This is a genomic window from Streptomyces sp. NPDC049627 (assembly GCF_044465645.1).
GTDB lineage: Bacteria > Actinomycetota > Actinomycetes > Streptomycetales > Streptomycetaceae > Streptomyces.
Window position 1 is genome coordinate 242,255 of record NZ_JBITLW010000005.1, and the last position, 11,507, is coordinate 253,761.

13 protein-coding genes are annotated in these 11,507 nt (G+C 67.6%); 9 read left to right on the forward strand and 4 right to left on the reverse strand.

Features of this window, described 5'->3' with window-relative positions:
• The first annotated feature begins 231 nt into the window (after positions 1 to 231).
• A complete protein-coding gene (locus tag ACIBU0_RS15585) occupies positions 232 to 648 on the forward strand; it encodes a transglycosylase SLT domain-containing protein (protein ID WP_398817527.1) in 417 nt (138 codons plus the stop codon).
• Positions 649 to 837: 189 nt separating this feature from the next.
• On the opposite strand, the gene ACIBU0_RS15590 is transcribed toward ACIBU0_RS15585, so the two are convergent.
• On the reverse strand, positions 838 to 1,017 hold the full coding sequence (locus ACIBU0_RS15590; RefSeq protein ID WP_398817529.1) for a hypothetical protein: 180 nt from the start codon (positions 1,015 to 1,017) through the stop codon (positions 838 to 840).
• A gap of 278 nt (positions 1,018 to 1,295) precedes the next feature.
• Here ACIBU0_RS15590 and ACIBU0_RS15595 point away from each other — a divergent pair, with 278 nt between their 5' ends.
• The 4 genes from ACIBU0_RS15595 to ACIBU0_RS15610 are packed head-to-tail and all read left to right on the forward strand — an operon-like array spanning position 1,296 to position 4,644.
• The gene (locus ACIBU0_RS15595; protein WP_398817532.1) at positions 1,296 to 2,078 is read left to right on the forward strand and encodes an SDR family NAD(P)-dependent oxidoreductase; all 783 of its coding nucleotides are present in this window, start codon (positions 1,296 to 1,298) and stop codon (positions 2,076 to 2,078) included.
• Between the two features lie 27 nt (positions 2,079 to 2,105).
• Positions 2,106 to 3,350 (forward strand): PAS domain-containing sensor histidine kinase, encoded by a 1,245-nt coding sequence (locus tag ACIBU0_RS15600; RefSeq protein WP_398817535.1) that lies wholly within the window; start codon positions 2,106 to 2,108, stop codon positions 3,348 to 3,350.
• The gene (locus ACIBU0_RS15605; RefSeq protein ID WP_398817538.1) at positions 3,351 to 3,845 is read left to right on the forward strand and encodes a hypothetical protein; all 495 of its coding nucleotides are present in this window, start codon (positions 3,351 to 3,353) and stop codon (positions 3,843 to 3,845) included. It abuts the gene before it with no gap.
• Positions 3,832 to 4,644, forward strand: coding sequence for a hypothetical protein (locus tag ACIBU0_RS15610; RefSeq protein WP_398817540.1), 813 nt, complete (start codon positions 3,832 to 3,834; stop codon positions 4,642 to 4,644). Before ACIBU0_RS15605 ends, ACIBU0_RS15610 begins: the two co-directional genes overlap by 14 nt.
• Here the strand turns inward: ACIBU0_RS15610 and ACIBU0_RS15615 are convergent.
• Both ACIBU0_RS15615 and ACIBU0_RS15620 read right to left on the reverse strand, forming a co-directional pair.
• Positions 4,620 to 5,270, reverse strand: coding sequence for a 2OG-Fe(II) oxygenase (locus ACIBU0_RS15615; protein ID WP_398817543.1), 651 nt, complete (start codon positions 5,268 to 5,270; stop codon positions 4,620 to 4,622). The genes ACIBU0_RS15610 and ACIBU0_RS15615 overlap by 25 nt on opposite strands.
• A 108-nt stretch (positions 5,271 to 5,378) precedes the next feature.
• Positions 5,379 to 5,768: an ATP-binding protein gene (locus ACIBU0_RS15620; protein ID WP_398817546.1), complete on the reverse strand. Its 390-nt coding sequence runs from the start codon at positions 5,766 to 5,768 to the stop codon at positions 5,379 to 5,381.
• A gap of 92 nt (positions 5,769 to 5,860) precedes the next feature.
• On the opposite strand from ACIBU0_RS15620, the gene ACIBU0_RS15625 reads away from it, so the two are divergent.
• Both ACIBU0_RS15625 and ACIBU0_RS15630 read left to right on the forward strand, forming a co-directional pair.
• Complete coding sequence (locus ACIBU0_RS15625; RefSeq protein WP_398817548.1) at positions 5,861 to 6,709, forward strand: helix-turn-helix domain-containing protein; 849 nt, start codon at positions 5,861 to 5,863, stop codon at positions 6,707 to 6,709.
• Positions 6,669 to 6,875 (forward strand): DUF397 domain-containing protein, encoded by a 207-nt coding sequence (locus tag ACIBU0_RS15630; protein WP_398817550.1) that lies wholly within the window; start codon positions 6,669 to 6,671, stop codon positions 6,873 to 6,875. The genes ACIBU0_RS15625 and ACIBU0_RS15630 overlap by 41 nt, the downstream gene beginning before the upstream one ends.
• Here the strand turns inward: ACIBU0_RS15630 and ACIBU0_RS15635 are convergent.
• Positions 6,859 to 8,028: a steroid 3-ketoacyl-CoA thiolase gene (locus ACIBU0_RS15635; RefSeq protein ID WP_398817553.1), complete on the reverse strand. Its 1,170-nt coding sequence runs from the start codon at positions 8,026 to 8,028 to the stop codon at positions 6,859 to 6,861. The genes ACIBU0_RS15630 and ACIBU0_RS15635 overlap by 17 nt on opposite strands.
• 202 nt (positions 8,029 to 8,230) lie before the next feature.
• Here ACIBU0_RS15635 and ACIBU0_RS15640 point away from each other — a divergent pair, with 202 nt between their 5' ends.
• Entirely contained in the window at positions 8,231 to 9,466 is a 1,236-nt protein-coding gene (locus ACIBU0_RS15640; protein ID WP_398818292.1) for a cytochrome P450, read from the forward strand.
• A 139-nt stretch (positions 9,467 to 9,605) separates the two neighbouring features.
• The gene (locus ACIBU0_RS15645; RefSeq protein WP_398818295.1) at positions 9,606 to 11,246 is read left to right on the forward strand and encodes a hypothetical protein; all 1,641 of its coding nucleotides are present in this window, start codon (positions 9,606 to 9,608) and stop codon (positions 11,244 to 11,246) included.
• The last annotated feature ends 261 nt before the right edge of the window (positions 11,247 to 11,507 follow it).

An 11,507-nucleotide genomic window follows, 5' to 3' on the forward strand; every position in this document is an offset into this window, starting at 1 on the left:
CCGGCCCCTGACCTGCGCATTGAGAGCCACGTCACACAAACGACCTTCCTCCCGCATACGACCACAACTAGCAAAAGGGCTCATTGCGGACGCCTTTCCGGCCTGCTTGTCTGGAGGACGTCGCACGGCGCCGACGTGCCCACAGGGCCGCGGCGCCGACGCATGCCCCCCGCCTCGCCTCGCGTGGTTCCGGCATGCCTGCGGCGCACTGTCCCCGAAGAAAGGCTCCCCGTGTCCGTCGTTTCCACCTTCCGCCGCATGTCCGCCCCGAAGAAGGCCCTCGCCGGTGCCGCCCTGGCCGCCGCCACCGCCGGCACGCTGTTCGCCGCCGCCCCCGCGCAGGCCGCGACGACCTCGTCCTCCTCGGCGCAGACGATCGCGAAGAAGATGATCGCGGACTCGGCCCAGTACCAGTGCTTCTCGAACATCGTCGACCACGAGAGCGACTGGAACATCAACGCCACGAACGCCTCCAGCGGCGCCTACGGCCTCGTCCAGGCTCTGCCCGGCAACAAGATGGCCTCCGCCGGCTCCGACTGGAAGACCAACCCGGCCACCCAGATCAAGTGGGGCCTGGACTACATGAAGGACCGCTACGGCAGCCCGTGCGGCGCCTGGAGCTTCTGGCAGGCGAACGGCTGGTACTGAGCCGACCCGCCACACGGTACTGAAGGCGGCGACCCCCTGATCCCCGGGGTCGCCGCCTTCGCCATGCCCCTCGGCCCCCTGCACCCCCCTGCGCCCCCATGGGTTGTCATGCGGGTGCAGGTGAGTGGGGGCTGGTCGCGCAGTTCCCCGCGCCCCTTGTGGGGACTGCCGCCCCCACGCCCCCGCGTCCTATTCGCGATCGCCCGTCACCGCGTCGACGACGAAGCCGACGGCCAGGAGCGTGACGACGAAGAGCAGCAGCATCACGACATGCCGTGTGGTGCCCGGATCGGTGAACGCCGGGCCGAGGCCCCAGGAGACCGCCACGGCCGCGCCGATCGGCACCGATCGCATCATGATCTTTCGCACAGGGGTTGAGGGTAGCCCGAAGCGGGATCTCACGCGAGGAAACGCCGGAGTGATCCGGAGACGATTGGAGTCCATTACTCCGTTTTCCTGTTTAGCACTGCGGTCTCCGAAATCGCTCAACTGATCAATTCCCCTCTGTTCTCGGTCAGTTGAGTGTCAACAGTCCGGCAATTCGCGCTAACCTGAGGCGAGTGACCGGACGGGGGCGCATCAATGATCTCCGTCGCCAGGCTCGCCCAGCTCGCTCAGCCAGAATCCGGCCTCCCTGCGGAGATGTGATGGACAGACGACCGACGGTAGTGGTCACCGGCGCGGTGGCCCCGGGGATCGGCGAGGCGGTCACCCGTCGTCTGCTCAAGAAGTACCGGGTGATCGGTACGCACGGGGAGGCCGACAAGGAGCACGCCGAACAGCTTCTCGGGGCAGTGCGGGAACTGAAGGACTGCGAACTCGAACTGTTCCAGGTCGATTTCAGGGAGCGCGCCGCCCTTGAGGGCTTCGTGGACGATCTCGGCCGGGAGGTGCGCGACAAGAAGTCGCACATCCACGGACTGGTCAACGCCGAGTATTACTTCATGCTGGAGAATCCCGACAACTTCGACCACGACGAGTGGGCGTGGAGTGTGGCCGTCAATCTGACGGCGCCCAACTTCCTTGTGCGGCAATTGAGTCCGTGCCTCGCGGACGAGGGTGCGATCGTGACGGTGACGAGCACCGAGGCCTTCGCCGGATCGTACGTCGCGTCCGCCTATGCCGCGTCGAAGGCCGCCATTCACAACCTCACCAAATCCTGGGCCAACACGATGCCCCGCAAGATCAGGGCCAACGCAGTCGCCGCAGGATGGATCGACGGCGCACTGGACGAGGTCGTCGCCAAGGAATCGGGCGAGATCACGCCCCTCGGACGCCCGGGAAAGCCGGACGAGGTGGCCGCAGCGGTGGCCTTCCTGCTCTCCGAAGAGGCGAGCTTTGTGAATGGCACCGTCCTCACCGTGGACGGTGGCTACACAGGTACCGACGCAATGGCGAAATACGAGTACGGGCGGACGGAGTATCCGTAAATACCGTTGGGTGCGCATGGGGGCGGGGTGGCGGAAAACGTCGGTGCTCAGGGCTGGTCGGAAGAGGGCGCGGAGCTGATCCACGCCCTGCTCGACCAGATCCCGGTGAGCTTCTGGATGTCGCGTGGACGCGACGGCGGGTACGAGATCGTGCTCTGGAACGCGGCGGCGAGCCGTATCTACGGCTACAGCCGGGAGGAAGCCATCGGCACCAGCTTTCTCGACCTGTTCGTGGACGAGCCCCAGATGGACCAGGCCAGGGAGGACGCCGATCGCATCATCGCCGGCGTCCCCCTCGTCGTACCGGCGGTGAACTGCATCGCCATCGACCGGGACCGGGAGGGCAACCCCGTGGCGTTGCTGACCAATGCCTTCCGGGTCGAGTTCCAGGGCGAGCTGTTCCAGGCGGAGCTCGCGGTGGACCTCACGCCCAGCAGGTTTCTGCAGCACACCGACGCCTACTACCGGGCCAAGCGCGAGGGCCCCGATCATGCCCCGCTGCGCACCCTTGAGGCGTTCCTGGACCACATCACCGAACTCAATTCCCGCCAGCTGGCGCTGTGGGGCCGTACTTTCGCCCACGAGATCCGCAGCGAACTGGTCCCCCTGCGCCAGGCCCTGTGGCAACTGGCGTCGGACAATCCGGCGCTGTCGGAGACGGACGAGTTCCGGGACATCGAGCGGTCGGTGGGCAGTCTCCGCCTCCTGTCGGACAACTTCCTGTCGTTCCAGGCGGGCTTCCAGCCCGATCTGCGTGCCGGGAGGACGCAGGATTTCGCCCGGCGTGGCGGCTTCGACCTCCTCGACACCGTGCGCGACGTCATCAACGAGTTCACCTACTCCGCCACTCAGCTCGACACCGACATCGCGTTGTCGCTTCCGGACGACACGAGCCGACTGAGACAGACCCGGTTGCTCGGCACCCGAGAGGCCTTCACCAACACCATGCGCAATGTGCTGAGCAACAGCGTCAAGCATTACGACAGTTCGGCCGCCGTCGAGGACATGCGCATCACCATCGGCCTGGCCCGCGGCAGGGGTTTCACGGAGATCTCGGTGCGCAATCCGGGCCAGATTCCGCAGTCCCAGCTGGACCACGGCTTCGAGCCGTTCTACAAGGACGCTCAGAACCCGTCGGAGGGCATGCATCTCGGGCTGTCCATCGCCCACCAGTGGACGAAGGAGGTCGGCGGGAGGATCTCCATCTCCAACGAAGCCGACCAGGTTCTGGTCAGCATCATGTGGCCATGCGACTCGCACGGGGACGGGTAGATGTCGACACCGCCGACTCCGCTGGCCGGCAAGACGGTCGCCTTCATCGATGACAGATACGACATCAACCGGTACTTCTTCGCCGCCATCCGACGGGCGGGGGCGCAGCTACGGCACTGCAACTCACTGCGCCAGGCGTGTGTCCTGTTCGAGTCGCGCGATCAGATCGATGCGGCGGTACTCGACCTGCACATGAGCCTGCCCGATCCGGTGCCCGAGGCCCTGGACACCTATGCCGCCATCTTCCGCGGAAACCACGCCGGTTACCGGCTGGGCGTGCAGGATCTGAACGCCGGACAGGTGCTGGGCATGTACCTCAGCGCGCAGAACGGCTCGCGTTACATACCGTTCATCTATCTGTCGGCGGTGGCCGACTCGTTCGTCGCCATGGAGGGGGCACGCCCGTGGCGGGACCGGCCGGCGTTCGACAAGTACGAGACGAGCCCTCAGCAACTCGTCGACATACTCCAGGAGATGCTGCGTGCCGATCCCTGACGCTCCGGCCACCGCCCGGGGAGCAGAACCGGCCTACGATTTCGGCTGGCTGGCGGAGAGCCAGGCCTGGTACACGTTCCTCTGGCTCACGTCGCTGGTCGTCACGGCCGTTCTGTGGAAGTCCACTCGCGACCGCCCCGTCCCCCGGCTTCTCCTCGCCGTCTGCGCGACCCTCGGCGCCACGCTCTCCGCGCCCGCGATCTACACGCTGGCCGTCCGGTTCGCGGATTCGAAGGCGGGCGGATCGGATCTGGCCATGGCGGTCTTCAGCGTCGTGGCCACCTTCATTTCCGGCTACTCCCTCTATGTCGCCACCGTGGTGGACCGCAAGCGCGACGAGGTCGAGCAGAACATCCGCGATGTGAACAGGCTCATCGACGAGTTGAGCGCCCAGAACAGCGAGCAGCAGCGGGACCTGGAGAACACGCGCACCCAACTGGCCCTGCAGGACCTGCGCATCGCCCTGTTCCTGGCCGTCACCGACGAGATCGAGACGCTCGACGAGGACGGCTCCGCCCAGTCACGCAACCGGGCCATGACCCTCCGGCTGGTGCAGCGGCTGCTGGCCCGGCCCACCTTCTCCGAGATCGTGTTCGACCTGCGCGAGCTGACCTCCGTCCTGCACCGGCGTCCCACGATGGTCTCGCCGGAGGTGAAGGCGCGGATCCAGTCCTACCTCGACCTTCTCATCACCTGCTCGGCGGCACCGGACGCCGAGCACGTCCCCTCCATACGAGAGCTGTCCGGGCGGCTGAACCGCTCCGACGAATCCGGTCAGCCGCCGACGGGAGCGCCGTAGAGGTAATCGTCCAGATCCCCCGGCCGCGCGGATTCCGGGCAGTCCTCGGTGTAGTAGTTCATGGCCACGACGACACGTGTGGCACCGCCCGTCACGGCACGCACATAATGCGGATTCGCCCTGCCGTCGAAGAACACCAGATGCCCTTTCTGCGGATAGATCACCGAGCAGTCACGGTCGACGTCGGCGACACTGCTCGCCCGGACATCATTCGCAATGGCCAGTTCACCTCCGGCGTCGGGGGAATGGCTGGTCGCGTACAGCAGAGCCGCGATCGGATTGGTGTCGACATGGCATTCGCTCCGGTCGCCACCGGGATCCTGGACGTTGAGGACCACGGCGTAGCGCCGGTCCGTCGCCGCGAGCACCGGGCGCCGTGCGAAGCGCTCCCCGAGCTCCCGGAACCAGCCCTGGTAGAGGTCGACCACCCAGGGAAGTTCCTCCCAGACCACCGCGCCCCGGACCGTGCTCGTGCACAGCGCCGGAGTCCCGCCCTGTTCCCGGGAAGTGGAATGGGGAGGCGTGAGAAGCCTGTCCGACTGGTACTTACGGACGACTTCCGAAATATCCATGTGCCAGTTGGCGGGAAGCTGCGAAGACACGTCAAAGGTCGTCCACCCGAACATTTTCCCCCACCCTTCATGACCGCCGTATCGTCCCCTACGGCCGCGGCTTCCAGAGTAGCGGCGGAGCGTTGCGGGAGTTCCCGTTATCAGTCCGGTTGTTCAGTGATTTCAGTGATTACGGCACTCGAACCACACTGTCTTTCCCACTCCGCCTACGGCATCCACGCCCCACTTGTCGGCCACCGCCTCCAGCAGGACGAGCCCGCGGCCGTTCTCGGCGTCCAGCGGCATCTGCGCGGGCAGGACCGGCAGGTGCTCACCGCCGTCCTTCACCTCCACCCGCACCCCCGCCGACTGCCGCAGCACCAGCACCTCGCACCGCCGGTCCGGAACATGCCGTACGACATTGGCGACCAGCTCGGTCACGCCCAGCTCGACGGCATCGGTGAGTCCGGGCATCTCCCACTCGTCGAGCAGCGAGCGCGCGATGGCGCGGATGTGCCGGGCCGAGTGTTCGCCGACGGTGAGGCTCAGGCGGTACTGAATGTATCCGTTCACGGTACGAGGGTGACCTGGCGCGACTACTCTCGGCTACGGAACAGATACAACCGGTCCCGGAGTGGGCCGAGTTGCGTGAGAGGGGGCTCTGCGTGACCCACATCAACACCCTCGACCCGGGTGCCTCGCCACTCGACTACTACGGCTTCGAGCTGCGCCGGTACCGCGAGGCCGCCGGGCTGACCCAGAAGCAGCTGGGGGCCATCGTCTACTGCACGGGTTCGTTGGTCGGCCAGATCGAGACGGCCCGCAAGCTGCCGACGTTGCCGTTCAGCGAACGGGCTGACGTGGCGCTGGGGACGGACGGGGCACTGTCCCGGCTGCATGAGCTGGTGATGCGTAGTCAACTTCCGGCCTGGTTTCAGCAGGTGGCGGAGTTGGAGGCGCGGGCGGTTGAGATCGGTACCTTCCAGACGCACATGGTGCACGGACTTCTGCAGACCAAGGAGTACGCGCGTGCCGTGCTCGGCGTGCTGGACGACACCGACCTCGACGACCGCACCGAAGTACGGCTGGCTCGTCAGCGCATCTTCGAGAAGAGCGAGCCACCGGTCTTCTGGATGATCCTCAGCGAAGGGGCGCTCTACCAGGAAATCGGCGGTCCGGCGACCATGCGCGGCCAACTGGCCCACCTTTTGTCATTCGAGAACAACCCGCGGATCAACGTCCAGGTGCTGCCGTTCTCGGCTGGAGCGCATGCGGGGCTCCAAGGCGCATTCAACCTCTACCGCTTCCCGAGCGATCCGACCATCGTCTACACCGAGGGGTACGGCAGCGGGCATCCCACCGCCAACCCGGACACCGTGAGGGACTGCTCGCTCCGTTACGATCATCTCCAGGCCGCCGCCCTCTCCCTCAAGGACTCGGCGGAGTTGATCCGGCGCGTGATGGAGGAGCGTTATGGAGAGCACCGAGATTCTGACGGGGATCCAGTGGCGTAAGTCCAGCTACAGCGGTGACCAGGGCGGTGATTGCGTAGAGATCGGCGAAACGATCACCGCTGTCGCCGTACGCGACTCCAAGAACCCGGCGGGCCCGATCCTCACCCTCAGGCCCGCCGCGTTCTCCACCTTCGTCACCTGGACGTCGGCTACAACCGCTGAATGATCGTGCCGGTGGCCAAGCCGCCCCCCGCACACATCGTCACCAGCGCGAACTCCTTGTCCACCCGCTCCAGTTCATGGAGCGCGGTCGTGATCAGCCGGGCCCCGGTGGCCCCCACCGGGTGCCCGAGCGCGATCGCACCGCCGTTGACGTTGACCTTCTCCAGGTCCTGTTCGAAGACCTGTGCCCAGCTCAACACGACGGACGCGAAAGCCTCGTTGATCTCCACGAGGTCGATGTCCTTGAGGGACATCCCGGCCTTCCCCAACACCGCGCGCGTCGCGTCGATCGGCCCGTCGAGGTGGAAGTGCGGGTCGGCCCCGACCAGCGCCTGCGCCACGATCCGCGCCCTCGGCCGCAGCTTCAGCGCACGCGCCATCCGTTTCGACGCCCACATGATGGCCGACGCGCCGTCGCTGATCTGCGACGAGTTGCCCGCCGTATGGACGGCCGTCGGCATGACGGGCTTCAGTCCCGCCAGCGCCTCCGTGGACGTGTCGCGCAGCCCCTCGTCCTTGTCGACGAGCCGCCACATGCCCTGTCCGGCGCGCTGCTCGTCCTCGGTCGTCGGGACCTGGACGGCGAACGTCTCCCTCTTGAACCGCTCCTCGGCCCAGGCGGCCGCGGCCCGTTCCTGCGACATCAGCCCCAGTGAGTCGACGTTCTCCCGGGTGAGCCCCCGATGGCGGGCGATCCGCTCCGCCGCCTCGAACTGATTGGGCAGATCGACGTTCCATTCGTCCGGGAACGGCTTCCCGGGCCCGTGCTTGGACCCCGACCCCAGCGGCACACGGGACATCGCCTCGACACCACAGCTGATGCCGACGTCGATGACACCCGCGGCGATCATGTTGGCGGTCATGTGCGACGCCTGCTGCGAGGAGCCGCACTGGCAGTCGACGGTCGTCGCCGCCGTCTCGTACGGCAGGCCCATGGTCAGCCAGGCGGTGCGCGCGGGGTTCATGGACTGCTCGCCGGCATGGGTCACCGTGCCGCCGACGATCTGCTCGACGCAGTCCGCGGGGATACCTGTGCGGCCCAGGAGTTCGCGGTAGGTCTCGCCCAGGAGATAGGCGGGGTGGAGGTTGGCGAGCGCGCCGCCGCGCTTGCCGATCGGGGTGCGGACGGCTTCGACGATCACGGGTTCGGCAGCCATGGGTGCGGATCCTCTCCGAGGCTCTGCGGAACTAGTACGTGTTCTAGTTCTGTGTGCAGTTTGCTGAGGGAGGCCGACCGACCGCAAGGGTTGTGCGGGCAATTGGAGGGCAACTGGAGGGTCCATGGCTCTTGCTAGTTGTAGAACCCGTTACTACCGTCGCGGTGATCCCCTATAACTGATGGATCGTCAGGAGCTGCTCATGCCCTGTCCCGCGCTTCCCGACGGGTTCGACTTCACCGACCCCGATGTGCTGCACCACCGCGTACCCCTCCCGGAGTTCGCCGAGCTGCGCCGGGCCGAACCGGTCCGCTGGATCCCGCAGTCGGGCAATGTGGCAGGCTTCCAGGACGAGGGCTACTGGGCGGTGACCCGGCACGCGGACGTCAAGTACGTCTCGACGCACCCGGAGTTGTTCTCGTCCTCCCTCAACACGGCGATCATCCGCTTCAACGAGCACATCGAGCGCGATGCCATCGACGCCCAGCGGCTGATCCTGCTGAACATGGACCCGCCCGAGCACACCCGGGTCCGTCAGATCGTGCAGCGCGTCTTCACCCCGCGCGCCATCCGCGCCCTGGAGGAACGCCTGCGGAACCGGGCGCTGGCGATCGCCGCGAACGCCAGGGACCGCTCCGGCCCCTTCGACTTCGTCACCGAGGTCGCGTGCGAACTGCCCCTCCAGGCCATCGCCGAGCTCATCGGCATCCCGCAGGACGACCGGGCCAAGATCTTCGACTGGTCCAACAAGATGATCGCGTACGACGATCCCGAGTACGCCATCACCGAGGAGGTGGGGCAGGAGTCGGCCACCGAACTCATCGCCTACGCGATGAACATGGCCGCCGACCGCAAGGAGTGCCCGGCGAAGGACATCGTCACGACGTTGGTGGCGGCGGAGGACGAAGGCAATCTGCGCTCGGACGAGTTCGGGTTCTTCGTGCTGATGCTGGCCGTGGCGGGCAACGAGACCACCCGTAACGCCATCACCCACGGCATGCACGCCTTCCTCACCCATCCCGAGCAGTGGGAGCTCTACAAGGCGGAGCGCCCCGCGACGGCGGCCGAGGAGATCGTCCGCTGGGCGACCCCGGTGGTCTCCTTCCAGCGCACGGCGACGCAGGACACGGAGCTGGGCGGCAAGCAGATCCGGAAGGGCGACCGGGTGGGCATCTTCTACGCCTCCGCCAACCACGACCCCGAGGTCTTCACCGACCCCGACGCCTTCGACATCACCCGCGACCCCAACCCCCACCTGGGCTTCGGCGGAGGCGGTCCCCACTACTGCCTCGGCAAGTCCCTGGCCGTCCTCGAAATAGACCTCCTCTTCAACGCCGTGGCCGACGCCATGCCCGACCTGCGGCTGGTCGGCGATCCGCGCCGCCTGCGCTCCGCGTGGATCAACGGTGTGAAGGAACTCCAGGTCAGCACCGGCTGACGCGTCCCGAGGGAGGCAGGAGCACCCCCTATCCCTACGCCCCGTTCCTGCCTCCCCCGAGACGTACGGCCCCGGGCCGTGACACAGCCGTCTCCCTCGGACAGTGAACGTTTCCTTGCGACTTCACGTCTTCGAACACGTGGCCCCAGCCGAACTCGCCGTAGCCCACCCGGAACGACGAAAGACGGCCCTCCCGCGGAACCACCCCCTCCGCACGCTGTACCACCGCCACCGGATCCCGCTGCTGGCCACTCTCCCGACGCTCCCCCTCTACGCGCTCTGGTGGGCCTTCCTCGCCACCGGCGGCGGTGACCTCGCGGCCCAGTACGCCTGGGCCGGCTTCACGGCGCGGCACGGCGACTCGGCGTACAACCTCTTCTGGTACGGCGGTATGCACACCGCCAACTACAGCCTGATATCCCCGTACTTGATGGCCGCGCTCGGCGTGCGCGCCGTCACGGTCGTCTCCGGGATCACCGCGACCTGGCTCGCGGCCGTCGTCATCACCCGCGTGGAAGGTCTCCGAAGGCCCCTCGGCCCCGCTCTCCTCGCGTCCTTCGCCCTGTGGTGCAACGTGGCCTCCGGCCGCACCACCTTCGCGCTCGGCGTCGCGTTCGGGCTCGCCGCGTGCCTGATGCTCACGCGCGAGAGACGGATCGTCCTCGCGGCCGCCTACGCGGCCCTGGCGACCATGGCCAGCCCGGTGGCGGGCCTGTTCCTGATCGTCGTCGGCGCCGCCTTCCTCCTCACCCGCGACTACGCCCGCGCCCTCGCTCTCCTCCTCCCACCCGCCGTCACCGTCGGCGCCACGACCCTCCTCTTCCCCTTCAAGGGCGAGCAGTTGATGTTCGCCGACCGCATATGGCCGCCGTTCTTCCTGGGCCTGGCCGTCACCGCGTTCGCGCCCCGCGCCTGGCGCGTCGCCCGCTGGAGCGGTGCCGTCTACGCGGGCGGGGCCGTCCTGACGTATCTCATCCCCTCCCCCATCGGCACCAACGTCGAGCGCTTCGCGGAACTCTTCGCGCCCGCCGCCCTCCTGGCCGTCCTGCTGGCCCGGCCCGGGCTCGCCAAGGTGCGCCGCAGGCTCCTCATCGCCGCGCTGGTCTTCTCCGTCGGCTGGGTCGGCAAGAAGACCGGGGACGATCTGTACGTCTCCACGGTCGTACCCGCCTGGGCCACCGAGACCCAGGGAGTGGTCCGCGCGCTCGACCACCTCGGCGCCGACCGCACCCGTGTCGAGGTCGTCCCCGCCCGCAACCACCGCGAGGCCAGCGGGCTCGCCCCGCACGTGAACATGGCCCGCGGCTGGAACCGGCAGCTCGACATGGAGCGGGCGCGTCTCTTCTACGACGGCTCGCTCTCCGCGGCGACCTACCGGACCTGGCTGGACCGCTGGGCCGTCGGCTTCGTCGTCCTGCCGATGGGCAGGCCAGACGGCTACGCCAAGGAGGAAGCCCGGCTGGTCCGTGATCACCGGCCCGACTGGCTGGAGCCCGTGTGGCAGGACGAGCACTGGCGGGTGTACCGGGTCCGGGACGCCGTGCCCCTGGTCTCCGCGCCCGCGAGCGTCGTGTCGACGTCCAGCGCCGACATCGTCGTCCGCATGGCCCGGGCCGGCACCGCCACCGTACGCATCGCCCCCTCACCATGGCTCCGGGTGAACGACGGCGGCTGCCTCACCCCCAGGGGCGAGTACACCGAACTCACCGTCTCGGCCCCCGGCGAGTACCGGATCAGCTCGGGGTACGGCCCTTCACGACAGCCGGAGAGCAACTGCTGAACGCGCCCTTCACCACAGCCGGAGAGCCACAGCTGAACGCGCCCTCTCCGCAGCCGGAGAGCCACTGCTGACCGCGCCCTTCACCGCCCGCGCCACCAGCCCCAGCGCCCCGGCCGAAACCCACCGCAGGCATCGCGGACACGGCCCCAACGAAGCCCCACGCTCACCGCATCAACGCGCCGTACCACCCCTCACCACAGCCGCAAACACCACACCTGACCGCGCCCTCCCCGCCCACGCCACCAGCCCCGGCAACCCGAC

Coding starts and splice junctions, on each gene's coding strand:
- ACIBU0_RS15615 (WP_398817543.1), bottom strand. CDS start 5,270: ATGTTCGGGTGGACGACCTTTGACGTGTCTTCGCAGCTTCCCGCCAAC.
- ACIBU0_RS15640 (WP_398818292.1), top strand. CDS start 8,231: ATGCCCTGTCCCGCGCTTCCCGACGGGTTCGACTTCACCGACCCCGAT.
- ACIBU0_RS15630 (WP_398817550.1), top strand. CDS start 6,669: ATGGAGAGCACCGAGATTCTGACGGGGATCCAGTGGCGTAAGTCCAGC.
- ACIBU0_RS15635 (WP_398817553.1), bottom strand. CDS start 8,028: ATGGCTGCCGAACCCGTGATCGTCGAAGCCGTCCGCACCCCGATCGGC.
- ACIBU0_RS15605 (WP_398817538.1), top strand. CDS start 3,351: ATGTCGACACCGCCGACTCCGCTGGCCGGCAAGACGGTCGCCTTCATC.
- ACIBU0_RS15595 (WP_398817532.1), top strand. CDS start 1,296: ATGGACAGACGACCGACGGTAGTGGTCACCGGCGCGGTGGCCCCGGGG.